The sequence below is a fragment of the Bacillus sp. 2205SS5-2 genome (assembly GCF_037024155.1).
In the GTDB taxonomy this organism is placed as follows: Bacteria; Bacillota; Bacilli; order Bacillales; family Bacillaceae_K; genus Bacillus_CI.
In genome coordinates this window covers 1-20,509 of sequence record NZ_JAYKTS010000021.1, presented here as the reverse complement: position 1 = coordinate 20,509, position 20,509 = coordinate 1, and the positions used below count along the sequence as shown (strand labels likewise).

The 20,509-nt window shown below is 37.3% G+C and carries 16 protein-coding genes and 1 pseudogene; 12 read left to right on the top strand and 5 right to left on the bottom strand.

Annotated features, from left to right (window positions below; genetic code table 11):
* Positions 1 to 491: 491 nt before the first annotated feature.
* Entirely contained in the window at positions 492 to 917 is a 426-nt protein-coding gene (locus U8D43_RS14065) for an HIT family protein (RefSeq protein WP_335871817.1), read from the bottom strand.
* Positions 918 to 1,444: 527 nt separating this feature from the next.
* On the opposite strand from U8D43_RS14065, the gene U8D43_RS14060 reads away from it, so the two are divergent.
* Entirely contained in the window at positions 1,445 to 1,747 is a 303-nt protein-coding gene (locus U8D43_RS14060) for a DNA-binding protein (RefSeq protein WP_335871816.1), read from the top strand.
* Positions 1,748 to 2,024: 277 nt separating this feature from the next.
* On the opposite strand, the gene U8D43_RS14055 is transcribed toward U8D43_RS14060, so the two are convergent.
* The gene (locus U8D43_RS14055) at positions 2,025 to 2,336 is read right to left on the bottom strand and encodes a hypothetical protein (RefSeq protein WP_335871815.1); all 312 of its coding nucleotides are present in this window, start codon (positions 2,334 to 2,336) and stop codon (positions 2,025 to 2,027) included.
* A gap of 332 nt (positions 2,337 to 2,668) precedes the next feature.
* Positions 2,669 to 3,118, bottom strand: a complete 450-nt coding sequence (locus U8D43_RS14050; RefSeq protein ID WP_335871814.1) for a chemotaxis protein CheX — start codon at positions 3,116 to 3,118, stop codon at positions 2,669 to 2,671.
* A gap of 481 nt (positions 3,119 to 3,599) precedes the next feature.
* Here U8D43_RS14050 and U8D43_RS14045 point away from each other — a divergent pair, with 481 nt between their 5' ends.
* The 4 genes from U8D43_RS14045 (at position 3,600) to U8D43_RS14030 (ending at position 9,503) form a co-directional block, all read left to right on the top strand.
* Positions 3,600 to 4,136, top strand: a complete 537-nt coding sequence (locus U8D43_RS14045; protein ID WP_335871813.1) for a GNAT family N-acetyltransferase — start codon at positions 3,600 to 3,602, stop codon at positions 4,134 to 4,136.
* A gap of 267 nt (positions 4,137 to 4,403) precedes the next feature.
* Entirely contained in the window at positions 4,404 to 7,586 is a 3,183-nt protein-coding gene (locus U8D43_RS14040; RefSeq protein ID WP_335871812.1) for a DEAD/DEAH box helicase, read from the top strand.
* A 281-nt stretch (positions 7,587 to 7,867) separates the two neighbouring features.
* Positions 7,868 to 8,227 carry a cupin domain-containing protein gene (locus U8D43_RS14035; protein ID WP_335871811.1) on the top strand — a complete coding sequence of 120 codons (360 nt, stop codon included), beginning with the start codon at positions 7,868 to 7,870 and terminating at the stop codon, positions 8,225 to 8,227.
* 100 nt (positions 8,228 to 8,327) lie between these two features.
* The gene (locus U8D43_RS14030; RefSeq protein ID WP_335871810.1) at positions 8,328 to 9,503 is read left to right on the top strand and encodes a TraB/GumN family protein; all 1,176 of its coding nucleotides are present in this window, start codon (positions 8,328 to 8,330) and stop codon (positions 9,501 to 9,503) included.
* Between the two features lie 701 nt (positions 9,504 to 10,204).
* On the opposite strand, the gene U8D43_RS14025 is transcribed toward U8D43_RS14030, so the two are convergent.
* On the bottom strand, positions 10,205 to 11,392 hold the full coding sequence (locus tag U8D43_RS14025; protein WP_335871809.1) for a dicarboxylate/amino acid:cation symporter: 1,188 nt from the start codon (positions 11,390 to 11,392) through the stop codon (positions 10,205 to 10,207).
* 483 nt (positions 11,393 to 11,875) lie between these two features.
* On the opposite strand from U8D43_RS14025, the gene U8D43_RS14020 reads away from it, so the two are divergent.
* From U8D43_RS14020 to U8D43_RS13990, 7 genes and pseudogenes are all read left to right on the top strand, one after another.
* On the top strand, positions 11,876 to 13,156 hold the full coding sequence (locus tag U8D43_RS14020) for an aspartate aminotransferase type Ic (RefSeq protein ID WP_335871808.1): 1,281 nt from the start codon (positions 11,876 to 11,878) through the stop codon (positions 13,154 to 13,156).
* A 216-nt stretch (positions 13,157 to 13,372) separates the two neighbouring features.
* Complete coding sequence (locus tag U8D43_RS14015) at positions 13,373 to 13,750, top strand: VOC family protein (protein WP_335871807.1); 378 nt, start codon at positions 13,373 to 13,375, stop codon at positions 13,748 to 13,750.
* A 726-nt stretch (positions 13,751 to 14,476) separates the two neighbouring features.
* Entirely contained in the window at positions 14,477 to 16,657 is a 2,181-nt protein-coding gene (locus U8D43_RS14010; RefSeq protein WP_335871806.1) for an FUSC family protein, read from the top strand.
* A gap of 93 nt (positions 16,658 to 16,750) precedes the next feature.
* Positions 16,751 to 17,230, top strand: coding sequence for a hypothetical protein (locus tag U8D43_RS14005; protein ID WP_335871805.1), 480 nt, complete (start codon positions 16,751 to 16,753; stop codon positions 17,228 to 17,230).
* A gap of 355 nt (positions 17,231 to 17,585) precedes the next feature.
* On the top strand, positions 17,586 to 17,984 hold the full coding sequence (gene tnpA / locus U8D43_RS14000) for an IS200/IS605 family transposase (RefSeq protein ID WP_335871804.1): 399 nt from the start codon (positions 17,586 to 17,588) through the stop codon (positions 17,982 to 17,984).
* Positions 17,985 to 17,993: 9 nt separating this feature from the next.
* Positions 17,994 to 18,248, top strand: a pseudogene (locus tag U8D43_RS13995) (helix-turn-helix domain-containing protein); the annotation flags it as partial.
* Positions 18,249 to 18,856: 608 nt separating this feature from the next.
* On the top strand, positions 18,857 to 19,159 hold the full coding sequence (locus U8D43_RS13990) for a hypothetical protein (protein WP_335871803.1): 303 nt from the start codon (positions 18,857 to 18,859) through the stop codon (positions 19,157 to 19,159).
* A 750-nt stretch (positions 19,160 to 19,909) separates the two neighbouring features.
* On the opposite strand, the gene U8D43_RS13985 is transcribed toward U8D43_RS13990, so the two are convergent.
* The gene (locus U8D43_RS13985; protein WP_335871869.1) at positions 19,910 to 20,293 is read right to left on the bottom strand and encodes a recombinase family protein; all 384 of its coding nucleotides are present in this window, start codon (positions 20,291 to 20,293) and stop codon (positions 19,910 to 19,912) included.
* Positions 20,294 to 20,509: the final 216 nt, after the last annotated feature.

Genomic DNA, 20,509 nt, shown 5'->3' with positions numbered 1-20,509 from the left:
AACCTTCTTTTGAACGTCCTTTGAACTGATGCGTAGCGGGCATTTATGACCTACGCAAATGAAAAAGGAATGAACATGATAGATTGAACTCAGATGGCAAGAAAAGTGTCAAAGGAGTATATTCAGAATGTGAAAAGTTATTTCAGTCAGCATGAAAGGCTAAATCATTCGGTTTTGTGTCGAGGCCACAAACTACCTCGACCATTATTTGAGTCGGTTTCAACTTTTGCTAAGACATTCTTTTTTTGAAAATCAATATCGTCCTTAAATATAACTTTCGTTTTTATCATGAATAATAAAAGTATAGGCAAAGTTATGGTGTTTATTCCAATTGCCACCTCAATGAAAGGACGCTTTGAGCTGTTGAACGGTTTTTCTCATGAGTACATCCTTAGAATGAAACTACTTTACTTAGCGAACACCTTCTAAATAGCAATTTCTTTTAATAACCCGTTCGATGGTCCATTCAATAGGAGACTTCACTAAAGTATCTAAGCAAGAATTTCATGAATGGCATTTAATAGAATTATCTTAGTCTCAATTAACTTCGAAACCGGCTCTATACAAATTTCTGATTCTTCATAGAAGCTAGCGAATGATTGATGCTTATATCTCGGTACTACATGCATATGATAATGCGTTAATTCATTAAATATTCCACCGTTTTGGCAGATAGTGACTCCATCTGGACTCCAAATTTTTTTAATAGCTTTGGATAGGAGGATAGAGGCATCCATTATAGCTTTTGAAGTATATTCATCAAGCTCTTCTGCATCATAAATATGTTGCTTTGGCAAAATCAATACATGACCTTCGTTAAATGGTTCGTGGTCTAAGAAACAACTGACATATTCATCCTCAAAAACAAGGTGAATGAGTTCTTTTTGATTCGCTAATTTACAACCTAAACACTCCATGTAGGACACAACCTTTATTCGTTTTTTCAATAATGATAATAGTAGTCTAGCAAAATTTGCGGCTGCTGAGAATAAAAATAATTAGGGACTTATGTTAAAAGGTTTGGAGGTACAATGACAATTTCTATCTCCCATAATATTAAAGGCATTGTTAAAAATTATAAGTAGTTCAGTTTTTGTGGAGAAACATACTAAATATCATACTAATTAGCAGACCAAATCGTAGATGTTCTGGTCTCTTCTTTTTCCATATATATAAGCATTTATTGAATATTAATAAGTAAATTATCATACAAAATCACAATTTAATTCACATATTGACAAGAACTATTGTCATCTTGGTATTTGGGTTGTTAAATGTCATGCTAATTTCGATATTTATTTAAATCGAAGAGAGGTTATTTCTAATTTTATGTTAAAATAAGTTTTGAAATTATGAAGTTGATTGCTTAAAGCAAGGAATATTAAAGCCATTCTTGGTATTAAATCGTGGATAAAATGAACAGTTAAATTTAGGGGGCAAAATAATGGAATGGGATTTTATTTTGATAGCCACAGGAATTGCAGCCGCAGGATACTTTATTGGAGATGGACTGAAAAATTTCAAAAACCCAAATGCAAAAAATCTTATTGACTCTTTAAATGAGGATGATGAACACGAGCTGTTAAAAGAAAATGATGTTCATCATTTTATGGGTATTTCAAAAGAAGATGCAAAGTCTCTTATTCAAGAGCATACAGACATTCCGCACATTATTATAAATAATAAAGTATACTACCCGAAGGAAAAATTGCGTAATTGGTTATTAAATTTAGGGGAAGGAACTTAACTTGTTCAACTATTGGGATGTTTTAAATGAAGATAATACAACAAAAAAAACGCTCAAAGAAATAAAATTTCTCTGAGCGTTTTTACTTGTCAATTGGTATGTGATTTTTATTGTTAAACCAAGTGTAAGTTGAAATGTTTTTTGAGTTTCTCTCTACAATATCCGAACAACTTATGGAAATTAACAATGTATTTTAATTATTATTGTTGTTCTTTTTCTTCAACTATCGCACCAGTTACTTTAAGTACACCCTTTCATAAACTAGAATTTTGATATCCTACTTAGCTGTCTGACGAAATACAATCATTGTAATTGCATTTAATACGATAGTTACGATGAGAAGAATTGCTGAAGCGAACGCCACAGCATACATTGTGTCCATAAGAGCAGCCCAGTCTTCAACCGTTACCTTATGATAGGTATAAAGAATCTGAAAACATAATGAGGTACTGCAAGCACTGATGCTTATAATTGAAAGAACAACCCAATTTTTATTTTCCGGTTTTGTATCTCTCGTTAGATTAACAATAGGAAGTATCCAAGCTATTAGTCCAAGCACAAAGCTTCCAAGATTAAGTAAACCAAACATATCTCCAATCTCCCTTTTGAACTTTTTGTTTTTTCATTCTTGTTAAGTATTCCTGCTCGTCAGTTGAATAAGCTTTCATCTATTTTAACATAAAAAACCATTTACTCTTGCAGAAAATTCATTCTTGTTTCAATAATTACTTTATTTGGATACCAAATTGTGATTTTGTATGATAAAAGGGATGTTATTAAACCTTCCAAAAAACTGCTATTAATAAAGCTACTTCGAATTTTCTCCTCGGAAATGGAACGACTTACTGTAAGAGAGGGGTTTTCATTAGCGTGCTCACTAAAAAGAGGAATCTCAAGATTCTAGAGATTCCTCTTTTTTATTTAGTCATTTAAGGCAAGCACAATTTTCATTTTTCCAAAATCTCCGACAACGGCATTAACCTCCAGCGCGATTTTATGTTTTGCTGGTACTACTTTTCCCTCAACGATCGTTGGAGGGGTAATATCAATTTCAATCCCTTTTTCATAAACGATTCGACTCATATTTCCGGAAATCATGTTTGCTAGCTCCCCTTGAAAAGAAACCAACATATCACCGTCCAATGACATCCCATACATTTTCTCCGCGATGAAATTACTTGTTTGTTTTAAGGTTGTTAAATAAAGCGTCCCTTTTAAATCGCCCGTGATTCCGACAATAACCCCAAGTTCAGTATGGATATTTATCTCTTTAAATAGTGTGGGCTTTTCGATACTAATTTCAAAAGGAACGACTGTTTTTATGGCTTGTGTGGTTGAATTTAAGATATGTGTTACGGCTTCGCTACTCATTGTTCACCTCTATGCTGTCTTAATGATTAATGGGTATTAACACAGAAAATGTATACCTTGTATTAGTATCGGTTTTTTGGTCCTATTATTAAATAGCAAATAGGAAAAATATTTGTACTCCTGAAAAAATTGCTGCTAACTCGTTACTTTCTGCGGGAATAAGGATTTCTACTGTCGGTTGTTATTAGGAGATTTTTCTCAGGACGTTTCGTATTGTGTCGAGCGCGGGGTTAAGGTAAAATTATCCTTGTGAGAGTAAGTTGAGTGAATTCTATTCACATTAACTAGTGGTTTATCATCAGTATTTTATAATTGTCATTCAATCAAAATGAATAAGATGAATCCTAAAAAAACACGTAACAATGAAAACCTTTTAATATGAAAGTACTAAGCTTGTCAATAGGACATATGTATTGGAAATTACCTAAAAATGATTCAACAAAGGTATAAATTTTTCTCTGACATTTGAAAGGAGCACTCCGTGAACATTCAATACATTCAGTTAAGCGAACCAACCACTCCAGTTATTGCGGCATTAAACCAGTGGGAAAACGATTCCTTGTTAATCCCGTTAACTCGGCCAAATCAAAATAAAGAAGAATTAGAACGACGTGGGCTTATGAACCATGAGGATTTATCAAAACGGCTCGCACATCATCAAATCTTCCTCATTTATTTAGACGATAAGCTGATTGGGGAGATGAATTATATGATTGATCCAGCTCATCTTTTTAAAAAAGAGCCTCGAACGGCCTGGATTGGTATTACAATCGGAGAGAAAGAAGGGAGAGGCAAAGGAATTGGTTTCTTAGCTTTACAGTATTTAGAGGAACAAATAAAGGCGCAAGGTCTTCAACGGATTGAATTAGGTGTATTCGAATTTAATCAGCAAGCACAGAAGCTCTATCAAAAGTTAGGCTACCAAGAAATTGGCCGTATTAATGACTTCACCTATTGGCAAGGTAAAATGTGGTCTGACATCCGTATGGATAAGTATTTGGCACATGACGACAGTTAGGTTGCCTTGCCCTAAAATTTTCATGTTAAAATGAAATCATGTCTCTCAGAATAACACGGCTAAATTAATTTGAGAGATTGATATTTGGTAAGTTTGAGGGCATTGAGAGTATAATTCTTTCAATGTCCTCCTAACACACCAATACAAAATCAATCAACCCCTAATCAAATTCAATCCCAAAATTAAATATTCGTTTTTCATAGAATTGTTTGACTACAAAATAAGACAAGGTACCTCTCCCTTTGTCCCAGAGAAGGAGCCAATCACATGAACATCAAAATTAATCAAAAACTCATCATCGACCAATGTGGGACCGTTTCCTTCAAACGCGGAGAGAGTTACTACAAGCAGGGAAAAGTGCAAATCGAGGAGACCGATACTCAACACTGTAAGGCAACCGTCATCGGTTCAGACGATTTTCATGTTACTGTCAACTTGGATTCTAATGAAGACCTGCAAACAAGCTGTAGTTGTCCAAAACTTGCATCCTTCGACCTAGACTGTCAGCATGTAGCTGCTGTTCTGATTGCTTTAAATAGTATCCAACGAAAATCGAATTCAAATGATTTAACGGAGGACTTTTTGACGCTTTTTCATCCATCTGGGGTCCGTTCAAGTGCTCATCAGCGCCACTTTGAAACGAGAGAAGTCCTGGAGCTAGAATTAATCTGTTCCGTCCATTCGATGGGAGGGGACCGGCACTTATTCGGAATTGACATCAAGATGAACTCAACAAAAGTAGAAAACATTCGGGATTTCCTGTTCAATATTAAAGCGGGGCGCATCTACAAGCTTTCACATGAATTTTTATACAATCCAAAGGCTCATTGTTTTCAATCAGAGACCGAGGCAATTCTCCGGAAACTCATGACCGTGATTCAGGACGAAAAACTGTATATGGCAGATCATGATGATCAGAATACACTCGACTCTTTACCGTCCACCCTCTTAATTCCACCCTCATCATGGGAAGAGTTAATGAACTTATTGACAAAAGCACCAGATGTAACACTAGAAATGGAAGGCAAATCAGTCCAAGGCTTGCGAATATCGAAAGAACCTATCCCCTTAGCATTCGACTTTTCCGAAAGAAAGAACCATGGCTATACACTGAAAATTACAGGTTTAAATAGAATGGTGCTGTTGACTCTCTATCATCTGGTCTATCACGACGGGGCTCTTCACCTGTTAAAGCAGGAGGAATTTGACCGTTTATCCGAACTTAAGGGGATGTTGGAGGATTCTAGGATGACTGAAATAAGGATCCCAGAAGAAAAGATGAGTTTCTTCTTAGAAAAAGTAGCGATGGATTTAAAAAAAATAGGGAAAGTGACCATCGCCCCTAGTATTACTACTCAGTTTATGAAAACGCCACTGGTGGCAAAGCTCTATTTGGACCGGGTGAAAAATCGATTACTAGCAGGACTTGAATTTCAATATGAACATGTCTTGTTGAATCCATTGGAAAACAGAGAACTCCCAAATGGTACAATGGTCGTCCGCGATGTAGAGAAGGAAGAAAAAATTCTGTCTTATATGGAAGAGAGCTCTTTCGCGAAGACGGAGGGCGGTTACTTTTTACATAATGAAGAATTGGAGTATGACTTTTTGACTTACACCGTCCCAAAGCTGCAAAAATTGGTCGGGATTTATGCGACGACGGCGGTTCGAAATCGAATTTTCAGAGGGAATGCCCGCCCGCAAATTCGTGTAAAAGTCAAACGAGAACGGACGAACTGGCTCGAATTTAAATTTGAAATGGACGATATTCCCGAAAGAGAGATTCACCAACTTCTCTCGGCATTAGAAGAAAAGCGGAAATATTATCGGTTGCGAAATGGTTCCTTACTGTCGCTTGAAACGAGGGAGGTAGAGGAAATTCAACGATTTCTTCTCCATCCTGGAATAGAAAAGCAAAGTCTAGCAAATGGTCTAGACCTACCGATGAATCAATGTCTAGAGCTATTGGACACGGTAGATTCTAGTGAGGGATTTGCATTAGAGGAATCATTTCGTGACTTTCTTAACAGTATTCGTGATCCTGGTAGTTTGTTATTCGAGGTTCCACAAACGATCAAACCAATTTTAAGAGACTATCAAATACAGGGCTATCAATGGATGAAAACAATCGCTCATTATGGATTTGGAGGCATTTTGGCTGATGACATGGGGCTTGGTAAAACACTGCAAAGCATTACCTTCCTACAGTCCATTCTAAACGATATTCGTCGTGACAAAAAACCAGCATTGATTGTTTGTCCTTCATCTTTAACATATAACTGGCGAAATGAATTTGCTAAATTCACTCCCGACATTCAAGTCAAAGTGCTCGATGGCAACCTTACTCAGCGGAAAAGCAAACAGATGGAAAGCGCTCAGGCGGATGTAGTGATTACATCGTATCCAATTATTCGTCGCGATATTTTATGGTATGAAAAACAAACATTTTCTGCTGTTTTTTTCGACGAAGCGCAAGCATTTAAGAACCCAGTAACCCAAACAGCTCGAGCAGTCAAAAAAATCCAAGCGACTCACCGCTTTGCTCTCACAGGAACACCTGTTGAGAATTCAATCGAAGAGTTGTGGTCGATTTTTCATGTGGTGTTTCCACAATTATTCCTAGGTTTAAAAGAATACAGTCAGCTGACAAGAAGAACCATTGCACGCAGAGTTCGTCCTTTTATGCTTCGAAGAGTAAAGGAAGATGTACTTGCTGAGCTGCCGCAAAAGCAGGAATATCGAGAAAATGTGGAACTTTATCCCCAACAGAAAAAACTCTACGCTGCGTATTTGGCCAAGCTTCGTCAAGATACCTTGAAGCATTTAGACAAGGATACACTCTCGAAAAATCGCATAAAAATATTGGCTGGTATTACAAGATTACGCCAAATTTGTTGTCATCCGGGTCTTTTTGTGGATGGTTATCAAGGTGGTTCATCAAAATTGACACAACTCATGAATGTTCTCGAGGAAGCGAAAAATTCGGGTAGGCGGGTGTTGATTTTTTCCCAATTCACTAAAATGTTAGGAATAATCGGACGAGAGTTGGCCACCAAAGGAATGCCCTACTTCTACTTAGACGGGTCCACTCCTTCCGAAGAGCGTGTAGAGTTATGTCATCGTTATAACGTCGGTGAACGAGATGTTTTTTTAATTTCGTTGAAAGCCGGTGGCACCGGACTCAATTTGCCTAGTGCGGATACCGTGATATTATTCGACACATGGTGGAATCCGGCTGTAGAAGAACAAGCAGCCGATCGTGCCCATCGCATGGGGCAAAGAAACATCGTTCAAGTCATTAAACTTATTGCCAGTGGGACAATTGAAGAGAAGATGAATGAACTTCAGGAGAAAAAACGCCATCTCATTGAAGAGTTAATTGATCCTGATGAAAAAGCGTCATCTGGACTTACCGAAGAAGATATTAAGGAAATTTTGATGATTCAATGAGTAGAGATAGATTGTATCCTCCTTTAAATTCATGAAAGTATGAAATAAAATCTTTAGAGATGGAGTTCAATCTTGTATTTTCCGAGGGGTTTCATCTGGGAAATCATGTCAATCATTTATCACGAAATGAACAAACGATGAGATTCGTATACAAACATTATGGGTCCGATGCTTATTGGAAGACTATAAGTGGTTAGTAGATTCATGATGTATGATTACATTGATTAACAGATTTTCCTGTATTGAACGGAAGAAGAAAACTGGGAGAGAGGATGATTTTTATGGAAAAAGTAATTATAAAAGAAAAACTTTCTATGTTTACCGAACATTGGAGTCCAAAAATTGTCGGAGAAGTGAATGATGCACATGTGAAGTTAGCAAAATTGCATGGAGAATTTGTTTGGCATCAACATGAACAAGAAGATGAGATGTTTCTTGTCATTAAGGGGAAATTACTGATAAAATTTCGAGATAGAGACGTTTGGTTAAACGAGGGGGAATTTTTGATTATCCCTAAGGGTGTTGAGCATCTACCAGTAGCAGAAGAAGAGGTACATGTGCTATTTGTTGAGCCAAAATCTACATTAAATACAGGTGAAGAAGTGAATGAGCGAACTGTTTCTGAGCTTGAATCGATTTAAACAAATGTCATTCATTTTTCCCTCAAACTTTTTTTTCATGATAAAATAGGATGAAATTCATGTTCTGTGATTCAGTCAACGGATAAAAGGAAGGTAGTCTATGTCGATGGAAAACGAAAAAAACATTACGAGAATAGAACTAGATGGGAAAGAATTTATTCTCATTGGCACCGCGCATGTTTCCAAGCAAAGCGCCGAGCAAGTGAAAGCCGTGATTGAAGCGGAAAAACCAGATAGTGTTTGTGTGGAACTTGATGAGCAGCGCTATCAATCCATCATTGATGGAGATAAGTGGAAAAACACCGATATTTTTAAAGTTATTAAGGAACGAAAAGCAACTTTACTCTTAATGAATCTTGTTATTTCTTCATTCCAAAGAAGAATGGCAAAACAATTAGGGATTCAAGCGGGACAAGAAATGATTCAAGGAATTGAATCTGCAAAAGAAGTAGGAGCAGATCTTGTGCTCGCTGACAGAAATATTCAAATAACCTTTGCTCGTATTTGGAGCGGAGTGGGTTTGACTGGAAAAGCAAAGCTCATGATGCAATTGATTTATAGCATCTTTAGTAAAGAAACAATCTCAGAAGAAGAGCTTGAGAAAATGAAATCTCAAGATATGCTTGACTCGATGCTGAATGAATTCACAGAAACTTTTCCTAAGTTAAAAACGCCACTCATTGATGAACGTGATCAATATTTATCACAGAAAATCAAAGAGGCTCCTGGTAAGAAAATAGTCGCCGTTTTAGGGGCAGCTCATGTTCCTGGCATTAAACAAGAAATCAAGAAGAAACATGATTTAACCCGATTATCCGAGCGTCCGAAAAAGTCCATCTTGCCAAAAGTAATTGGTTGGGGAATCCCGGTCATAATCCTAGCGGTTATTACCTATACATTCCTCATGAATCCCTCTGCAGGGGTTCAGCAAACTTTAAGTTGGGTGCTTTGGAATGGTTCGTTTTCTGCGATTGGAACAGCGATTGCTTTAGGGCATCCTCTCGCAATTCTGACAGCGTTCGTAGCTGCACCGATTACTTCACTTAATCCTCTGATCGCTGCCGGCTGGTTTGCCGGATTTGTACAAGCTTATTTACGAAGACCTAATGTAGGCGACTTTGAAACACTTGCAGATGATGTGTTAACCATGAAAGGACTTTGGGGCAATAAAGTTACCCGAATTTTGTTGATCGTCGTATTAGCTAATGTCGGGAGTTCTTTAGGAACTTTTATCGGGGGAGCCGATGTAGTTCGATTATTTTTAGAAAATTTGTAAGAGTATTTTTAAAAAAGCTATTTCGACTTGTTAACTCCGTTGAAATAGCTTTTTTATTGTGGAAATCTAAGGATAGAAAGCTATTGGAGTAGAATTATTTTTCAACTAATCTTTGAACTCTCTTCATTTTTTTAGGCTCTTCGCTATTTAGTGTTGACAAGACAATTTTCTAGGGTTCAATTGATGCTACCATTTTAGCTTAATGTCAGGATTCTACATATTGATTAAAACAAGCGAAAAACCAAACCGGACAAAGGAATGAGTTCAATTGCTCGCTCAGCATTCACCACCTGTTACAAGAATAATTGATTGAGTTCTGAAACCTACATAGTTGTTTGAACTAAATACTAAATAGCGAAGAAGCTTTTTTTAAGTAAATTAGTAAATATATGATAGATTTATCAAAAGATATTCCTGTTAATGTTGTAGTTGGTGGAAATCCTGCAAAAATCATTAAAAAAAATTGACTTGTAGATAGAAGTTGTGAGTTATTTGAATCATTTTTTCCTTTGGCTATTGAATGCTAAAGGTTTTTTTTCAGTATTGTGGGAAAAGTATCAGAATCAAAAAGTCTAGTAAATTCAAAACAAAAGGTCAAGTCTATCAATCAATACGAATCTTAAAATCCAAAAAAAGCACCATTTCAGGAGCGCAGCATGCTACACCCCCAAAATGGCACTTCAACTTTAATGTATCGTTTCCTAGCTAGCTTTCACCTGACTAACAATACCCTGTTTTTTTTGAGTTAGTTTGTCAACGATAGAAGTAATCGCACCATCACCAGTTACGTTGCAAGCTGTACCAAAGCTATCTTGAGCCAGATACAAGGCTATCATCAATGAGGTCATGGTTGGACCAAATCCAAGCATCGTTTCAAGTAAGCCAAGCGCGGCCATCACAGCACCTCCAGGAACTCCAGGTGCAGCAATCATCGTAATTCCAAGCATCAAGATGAAGGGAAATAATTGACTGAACAAGAGGGCTTCACCTTGAATAAACATGACGGCCATCGCGCAACTCACGAGGGTGATCGTGCTACCTGATAGATGAATCGTCGCCAGTAATGGAACGGAAAAATCGGCAATACGTTCTCTTACTCCTAATTTTTTCGAGCGCTCCAACGTGACTGGAATGGTGGATGCAGAAGATTGCGTTCCAAGAGCGGTGAAATAAGCAGGAAGCATCTCTTTTATCATCATGAATGGGCTTTGTTTTCGAATGGACCCGGCAACAATGTATTGAAATAGTAAGAAGAGGCCGTGAAGGATCAAAATCAATACAAACACTTTAGCAAAGACAGACATGATTGTACTAACTTGTCCGCCTTGTGTCATGTTGGCAAAAATGCCAAGGATGTGCAACGGTAAAAGAGGAATAATGATTTTTTCAATGACAAGTTCAACGATCATTTTAAATTCATTCATTCCTTTTTGCAGTGCATCCCCTTTGATGGCAGCCATTCCTAGACCAAGCGTAAAAGCAATCAGCAGGGCGGTCATTACTCCCATGAGTGGAGGCATTTCAACTGTGAAAAATCCTTTTAATAGGGCTTCTTCGGGATTTTCGAAAGATGAAGAAGTTTGATTCACTAATAATGTAGGAAAAGTACTTTTTGCGACTGTAAACGCCAATAGTCCAGCTAAAACCGTTGAGCCGTATGCCAGAACCGTTGTTACACCGAGAAGTTTGCCTGCCCCTTTGCCCATAGTTCCGATTCCTGGCGCAATAAATCCAATGATGATTAATGGAATCGTGAATCCAAGAAAATTACCAAATAACCCATTAAAGGTAGCCAAAAGTCTTACGAACTCCTGGGGCGAAAACGCACCTACTACAATTCCAAAACTAATTCCTAAAAGTATTTTAGGCAGTAAACCAATCTTTTTCATTCGAGTGTCCTCCTAGAATATTCAAATGATTTCCTTAGAAGGATTATACATTGTTATCCCCAAAATAAGATATAGTTGATTGAATAGACGGAATTTTAAGTTTTTTGTTTATTCGATTAACTGATTAGATTCCAATCAAATTTCAGATTCGTAAAAAGAAATCCTCAAAGTAGAAGAGATCTACCAATTTGAAAAAGAGTTATTTAATTATAACCACTTTCCTTTTCACTCATAAAATAATTCAGTAGACATGTAATTTTCTTAAAGAGTGAGGGAATGAAAGGCACTTTAACCGCCAAAGAATATGATACTTGGATACCTATTCTTACCTTGAAACAATCTGGTAATTTTCGAACAGTTCAAGTGAAAGGGTAGAGATTGCTGAGAGTTTGAGATGGTTAAGCTGTTCGCTTACTTTCGTGATTTAGGATGCACAAAAGTTGTGGTATAATTTGGTCAATGAATACTAGGGAGTTGAATAAAATGAGCAAGATTGAAAATAAACAAGTAAAAAGTATCTCCGATCAATTGGAAATTATTTCAGCAAAAATAAATGAGTATAAACGCCGAAATTTAAAGCTAGATATGTCGAGAGGAAAACCTTCTTCTGAACAGCTCGATCTCTCAGTAGAGATGATTACTAATTTATCTGCAGAAGATCTCTTTCATAACGGAACAGATTATCGAAATTACGGTGGCCTTGATGGCATTCCGGAAGCGAAAGAATTGTTCGCTGACGTCCTTGAAGTAAGCAAGGACGAAGTGATGATTGGCGGAAATTCAAGTCTGAATCTCATGTACGATACGATTTCAAAAGCCATGTCTCATGGGGTTTATGGCAGCGAAACAGCATGGGGTCAACTTCCTGTTGTTAAATTTCTGTGCCCAAGTCCTGGTTATGATCGCCATTTTTCCATCTGTGAACTATTTAATATTGAAATGATCGTGATTGATATGCTCCCGACAGGACCAGATATGAATCAAGTGGAAAAGCTCGTTAAGGAAGATGATTCAATTAAGGGGATTTGGTGTGTTCCTAAATATAGTAATCCAGATGGTATTACGTACACCGATGAAACCGTCGACAGACTCGCAGAAATGGAGACAGCTGCAACGGATTTCAGAATATTTTGGGACGATGCCTACACTGTTCATCATTTAACAGAAACTCCAGATACGGTGAAGAATATTTTAACTAGCTGTAAAGCAACTGAAAATCCTCATCGGGTATTTATGTTTAGCTCTACTTCGAAGGTTACCTTCCCAGGTTCTGGGGTAAGCGTGATGGGTGCAAGTCCAGAAAATTTAACTTTCCTCAAAAAATTAATGTCGATTCAAACAATTGGTCCGGATAAAATCAATCAACTTCGTCACGTTCGTTTTTTGAAAAATGTGCAGAATTTATCTAATCACATGAAAAAGCATGCCGCCATCATCAAACCAAAATTTGATCTTGTCTTAAGCAAACTAGAAACAGAATTAGGTAATCAAAATTTGGCTACTTGGCATAAACCGAATGGCGGATATTTTATCAGCCTTAATACGTTAGATGGCTGTGCCAAGGAGGTCGTTAAGCTGGCAGCTGAAGTGGGTGTCACTTTGACAAACGCTGGAGCAACTTTTCCTTACCAGAATGATCCACGAGACCGGAACATTCGTATTGCTCCTACCTTTGTTTCGCTGGAAGAACTTGATAAAGCGATAGAAGTGTTATGTCTTTGTGTACAAATGGTAAGTTTGAAAAAGTTGTTAGCAGAAGGATAATATCGAAATCCTCTCCATATTTTTTAAAGAAAATTCATTATATATACTCTTTATCATAGTTGGAATATCTATTGGAAAATACCCAATTATTGTTCATATTAAAAGGCTGTTTTCTCAATACTTGTGGCTTTTCGGATCAGTTTATCACCCATGAAATTGCCACGATGTATACGAAAAGAGGCAAATAAAAAAAGCTGTTATAGAGGAGAAATTCTTATGAGTATTGAAAAGACTAAGAAAATCGGTCAAATTCAATGGCGTGATCTCACGGTCGAGCATGCTGAAGCAGTGAAGAATTTCTATTGCAAGGTAATTGGTTGGGAATCCAGTCCTCATAGGATGGGAGATTATCATGATTTTGAAATGAAGACTCCAACTGGAGATGTAGTCGCAGGTATTTGTCATGCAAAAGGGGGAAATGCAAATCTTCCACTACAATGGTTGATGTATGTTAATGTAGAGGATGTAACGGAAAGTGCCAAGGTATGTGTTGAAAATGGCGGTCAAATTCTAGATGGACCACGACTAATGGGGCAAACGTTATTTTGTGTAATTCAAGACCTGGCAGGAGCGGTTTTAGCGATACATGAATAATTGTGCGGACAGAAAAAGATGAGGGATTCCTCGTCTTTTTCTTTAATAAGAAGTAGCCGTGAACATAAGAAATGATTTAACGTTTCAAACACCGTAAAAATAAATAATATATTTATTAGGCTCTTTTTGTATATATTGATGCTATTAACCTTGCTTTTTAAATAAGGCTGTTTTCGCAAAGATTGTGGCTTTTCGAATAAAAAGGAATCCCTTGACTTGTATGATTTCTTGCTCTTTTCCTAATGAAAAATTCTTCATTTCTAGATAAAAAAGAAGAAATCAATCGAAAAAACCCTACTGCCTTTTTTTCTTTGTGTCAAGAGCAACAATGTATACGAAAAGAGCCTTCGATTAAGAATAAGACCTTAGATTTGTAAGACTTCGCGCTTTTATCCTAACAAGAAAATTTTGATTTCTAAATAAAAAATAAGGAAAACCTCGAAAAAAACATACTGCCTGTTTTTCTTTGTATAAGGAGAAACAAATTTTATGCACAGAGTCTTACGTAAACATCAATTTTTGCAGATACTCTAATAAAATAATTATGAAAAGGTGACCGAAAACCAAGCTAGATCATTGTTTATAGACTAGTCCTAAAGGCAATTAACTTTTCGGAAAGAGCCTTGAATAAAAAAACACTGCGAACGATCAATTAGGTTACTTTTTAACGAGAGAGGGTAAGATGAAAGTAAAGAATATTAAGAAAGATTGAAGGTATGATCAGGAATGAAACACTTACATAAACAAAATATCTGGCTAGGGCGATTTCTTGCATCTGATCCTGGCCGTAAACGATTTCAACAAGCAGGAAAAGCAACTATTAGTTTAGTATCTGCATCGATGACAATGGTCGTATTATTAAAAATATTTGGTGCGGGTCCCATTACACCAGCCATCGTGTCTGGTATCGCTGGATTGATCGGAATCTTTTTTGTTATGGACGACTCGATCACGAAGAAAAAGGCTACCACTTGGTGGGTTGGAGGAGCGGCAGTGATAGGGATTACCCTTGGAGCAATATTGGCCTCCTCTCCATTTATCTTAAATGTCTTCATGCTGGGGACCATTTTTAGTGCTTTTTATTTTTCAGTATACGCGATCCGTTATTTTTCGATTGGAACAACGGTATTTTTAACGATATATTTCTCATCCATATTGCAGTTGGATGCTACCCACCTTTTTTGGTTTTATATTGGCATCCTTATAGGTGTTATTTATGCGTATTTATTTAATTTCATTGTGTTTAAAGAGTCCTTCCATATGCTTAGGCGAGGGATGCGCTCTTTTCATATACAATCAAATTTGACGTTTTCACTCCTTATGGAAATGATTGAGGAACCTGACTCAAGTGAGAAAGTAAAAAAGCGCTTAGCAAAAAACGTCCTTGTCCTAAATGAATACGCTAGAATCGTAGCTGCGGATATAAATGATGATGATTTACGAAACTTATGGCCAGGTATCCAAGCTTCTCAGTTACGGCTTTACGTTTTTGACACTGAAATGCTGATTCAAACCATAATGGAATCGATTGAACGTCTACAGGAGCTTGAGGAATTACAATCCACTGAAATCCGAAATTTATTGGTATGGGTCATTTCATCTCTTCGAGACGCTGAGGTGTTATCCCCGAACTATGAAACTCAACTTCTTAGGGAAGCGGAAACCGCAGTTCAAGCACTTAGACTTCTTCTAGCGGATGCATTGAACACAGAAGAAAAACCTCCAGACTGGGTGTACCCTATACGCCGAATCGAATCAATTGCCAATCATGTTGTTGAAGCCGCTTTTACCATACAAGAGTCGCTCAGAAATTTTTCTGAGGCTGCACTGTCTGTTGAAGTATCTGAAATAGTGGAGGAAGAGTATGTTGTTCATAACAACGAAGAAACAAAAACGTTAAAAACATCAACGAGAAAAGCGATTCAAGCGTTAGTAGGAGGAACGCTCGCAATTACGCTTGGTGTAATGATTGCCCCTGCTCAACCCTATTGGGTTTTATTAACGACCTTTATTATTAATATGGGAACCGAGACAGTCGGACGAACGTATGTTAAAGCTTTTCAACGCTCTGTCGGTACAGTGCTCGGAGCGATTATCGGCTTTTCTGTAGCGAGCCTAATTACTGGTTATTCTGAGCTTGAAGTAGTTCTCCTATTTACTGTATTATTTCTTGCTTTTTACTTTTTTACGATTTCCTACACGCTAATGAGTTTGTTTATTACCATGCTGATTGCATTTATGTATGATTTATTATTGGGTGGAATTAGTATGCAATTGATGGGTGCCCGTGTCATTGATACGATTATTGGCGCTACGATTGCCTTATGTGTGTCGGCTTTTGTTCTTCCGAAGAAAACAAGTGACAAGGTGACCGAGGGAATCGACGAGTTTCTGGAAGAACTGTCTAGTTACCTAACAGCTTATCTTGCTAGTTTTTCGAAAAAAGAAGAGACTGTCCTAACCGATCAAGCTTTCGCTCTCGATTTGAAAATGAAAAATATGAGGGAGGAAGCACAATCGCTATTACTTCGACCTGGAGGCAGGACTCGTTCTGGAATCGGACGCTGGATTACAGTTATGACAGCTATAAATTACTACGCAAAGCATCTATTAGCTTCCTCGCATCGGCAAGTTTCTGATCAAACAAGCCTAGAAATATTGCAGGTTCTTCAAATAACAGAATCAAAATTGAAGGAAAATATACAAAGTGTACAAGAAATGATTCAGGAAAAAGAAACCTCAGTGGATCTTTGGAGTTTAAAACGAGAACGAGAATCCATCGAAACACTGTCACCAAACAGACTGCACTGTCAAATAGATTATATTCATCATCTATATTATATTTGGCGAATAAATCGCTCGATTCTTGCCCTTGGGAAGGAATTGGGAGCAGAGATAAAGAATTAAGAGGAAAAGGGAAAATGGACAATGTTCCTTTTTCTCTTTTTTTTCTGATATGAGAGAGAAATAGCCAATTTGTCTAGAGGGGGAGAAATCTTCATGCGTATATTTTTTGTATTGGTCGTGATTGTGTTGCTATATTCAGGCTGTTCGTCAACTGAAAAGACCACATCCTCAGATAAAGCGGTGGCTGTGAATCCTTATGAAACTGCAGAGCTTTCATTTGATGCAGATGTAGGAAACATTGTCGTTGTGTATGATGCACAACAGTATGAGAATGGCCGGTTTAAAGTCATTATATCGTTGAGAAACCTTGATCCTGCAAAAATGTACTCAGTGACACTTGAACGTGAAGGTGGAGGGTTCGTTGCCTTTGGTCCCAAACACAATGTGGAAATTCAAGTAGGGTCGATAAGGGGGGATACATTTTTTCAACCGAATGCAAATGGTGATTTAGCGATTACTGTGGAAAATCCCGTCAGAATTTTGTCGCGTGAGAAAGAAGCGAAGATTATGATTAAAGAGAAGGATAGTAGTGAACCATTTTCCTCGTCAAGCTTTCTTTTCAAAGGCAAATAGAGGGAGTATGACTGTTAACATAGATTGCAATTCTGGAATAAGTAACTCTTTTTCTGGGTAGAGTCAAATTTATCAACTTTAGATTGCGTTTATTCATGTTTAATAGACTGAATTTTCATTAAATTAATCGATATCCCTGTTGGAGAAATCATGAATATGCCATCAGGAAGAGTGTTTAACTTTGCAAATTTTAACTAGGTTTCCGAAAAGAATTCTCTCACTTCAAGGAATGTGAAGGGCGTAGCCCAATGAGTATGTGGGAGATGAATTTTCGGTTGGCGTCAGCCAAAGTATTTGTAGCTATTAGCAAATTATGTTAAAATCAGTCTGTACATACAGAAAGTTTGATAACATAATGAAATTAGATAGTAATAAACATTCAGTCTTTCTTTTGCACTATCATCTAGTATTGGTAGTGAAATATCGTAGACAAATATTTGATGATAGTATGTCAAACTATGCAAAAGATATTTTTGTGAGAATAGGCCAGTCGTATAATATTTCGGTTGAAGATTGGAATCACGATAAAGACCATATACAGGTCATGTTCAATGCACATCCTAATAGTGAATTATCTAAGTTTCTAAATGCTTATAAGAGTGCCAGTTCTCGATTGATAAAACGTGACTATCCCTTGGTTCGTAAAAAGCTTTGGAAAGAAACGTTTTGGTCAAGAAGCTTCTGTTTGATTACAACGGGCGGTGCTTCCATAGAATCAGTCAAACAGTCCATTGAAAAGCAAGGTAGGAAGTAGGTGTTGGTAATGTTGAAAGCATATAAGTATCGTCTCTATCCAAATAAGGAACAACGAATATTGTTCGCAAAAACCTTCGCATGTGTGCGTTTGGTGTATAACAAAATGCTTGCTGATAGAATCAATTCTTATAAAAAATCTCAAGAATGCATAGACAAATCTATTAAACATCCTACTCCTGCACAATATAAAGCTGAATTTCCGTTTCTAAAGGAAGTGGATAGCCTTGCTTTAGCAAATTCACAAATTACTTCCCAAGAAGCACCCACTTCAAACGACCCGTAAAGGTGTTAAGTCGCGTGTAGTTCACGTTGTTTGATTTAACGATAATGTTGACGTTAGGAAATAAACATGGTAAATTTTAATTCACATATTAAATGTTACCTTTTAGTAACTTGTTTAAATGAAGGAAGTAAGGTTTGTTAATATGTTAACAATGTTCGTTCGGTCAGTGAACACTGTTTTTATAGCAATAGTCGAAGGAAAGAATTCTTGATTTGGGTACCAAGATTAGGAAAGAAGGTAGATATTAAATCAAAAATCAGTAAAAGGCAGGAGAGGGCTTCTTCTTTTCGTTAGGCTGTTTTCGCAAAGTTTGTTGCTTTTCGAATCAGTTTATCATCTATGATATAGCTTTGTTTCGGGTATCATTTCGTCTGTTTTTGAAGGAATTCAACAGTGAAATGGAAGATTTAATCAAAAATAATATGAAATAGCCACAATGTATACGAAAAGAGCCTTTCATTTATAGGTAAAAGTTGAACTTCCCACCACTTACTCATTGGGATACGCCCATCTCATTCCTTGAAGAAGGAGGTATTCTCGCCTCTCTTAGATAAAAAGTGATGTTTGAATATAAAGGAGGAAAAAAGATGTCTGCAGAAGAAAAATATCATGTGATTGCTGAACATTTTGTTCTAACTGAGAACGCAGTGAAAGGATCGATGTTTGGAGCGAAATGTCTCAAACGGAACCGAAAAGTGTTCGCGATGTTTCATAATAATGAAATGGTGTTTAAGCTACCAGTGGAAAAACAAGAACAGTTACTATCTTCAGAAGAAGGAAGTCCGTTTGAACCGATGCCTGGTCGTGTGATGAATGGATGGATCTCGGTTTCTGACCAAAGAAAATGGGAAGCTCTAGCTGCTGAGGCACTGGTTTTCGTAGCTGTTTAGGAAGAGGTTCTCTTTTTGTTAGGCTCTTTTCGTATCCATTTTGTCTATTTTAACGAAATCCTCTATTTCACAGTTAATTTCCATGAAAAACAGACGGATCCAGCTACGGTGGCTTGCGGCTCGGGGTCAAATGAAAAACCCTCCAGCGATGCAGGCATCACCTCCGAGTTCTTCATTTGCCTGACGCCGCAGGGCAGCCACTTCCGCTTTTCGTGATCCAGCTGCAGTGGCTAGGGACTCGGGCATTTGTCAGCCCCCTTCGTGAATCAGGATTCACTACGTGTTCTGCCAGATGCCTGCCGTCCCTGAGCAGCCACTTCCGCTTTTCGTAAAAAATGCCCCAAACTAAACTGCATCATAGATTTTCAACTGATACGAATAACAACAAACTTTGCGAAAACAGCCTTTTTATAACTGAACTTACGATTAGTTTCCTCTCATTTAGAATCTCGTATTTTCAATTGTGTCCATTTTGTAAGTTCTCTCGTACGCACCGGAACAGGAGTGGAAATGGGTGGAAATTTAAAATTCGGATTGATAGGAGAATGGAAGAGAGCAGGATGAAGTATCAAAAGGACTAAAGAGCTTTCATAGATTCCAAGATAGTTTGATTATTGAATGGTGACTCATCGGGTTCACAGTTAATTAATTTGATGGTAGATTCTATCCTTTTAGGCTCGAACACAGGGTTGCTGCTCTAGTCCGTCATAATACTTACATAAATTGTAAAGTGGAGCGAAGCAACCCATTTTAAGCTTTCTCTAAATATCGATACAGTGTTGTTTTGCTGAGTCCTGTCATTTCGGTAATTTCTTTAATTGAATAGTCTTTACTCTTATACATTTTAATTGCAACCTCTACTTTATCTTCTCTCTTGGTAGGTCTACCACCCTTTTTCCCTCTGGACCTTGCTGCTTGCAACCCTGATTTTGTCCGTTCTCTAATGATATCTCGTTCCAGTTCTGCAATACTTGCCATGGTACGAAAGAAGAATTTCCCAATGGCTGTCGAGGTGTCAATATTATCGGTAATGGACACAAAGTGAACATCCATATCACTAAATTTCTGTAAGGCATCTAGTTGCATATCTAAATTCTGTTTTTCTGTACTGACACGAGCATAACCAAAAATCACCATTTACACTTTCTTTAGACTTATTGTCATGCGTGTTGATTAACCAATAAAATCTAAAAAATAATACCAAAAAGCAAGAGTGTTGATTAACCAATTAAATCCATTAAAAAACTACAAAAAAGGACGCCCTTTTAGTAAAATTGTTGTTACGACACAAACAATTTAAAAAGGAGCGTCCCTATGAAACAGTCTACCACTTTCCCAAATTTGATTCAA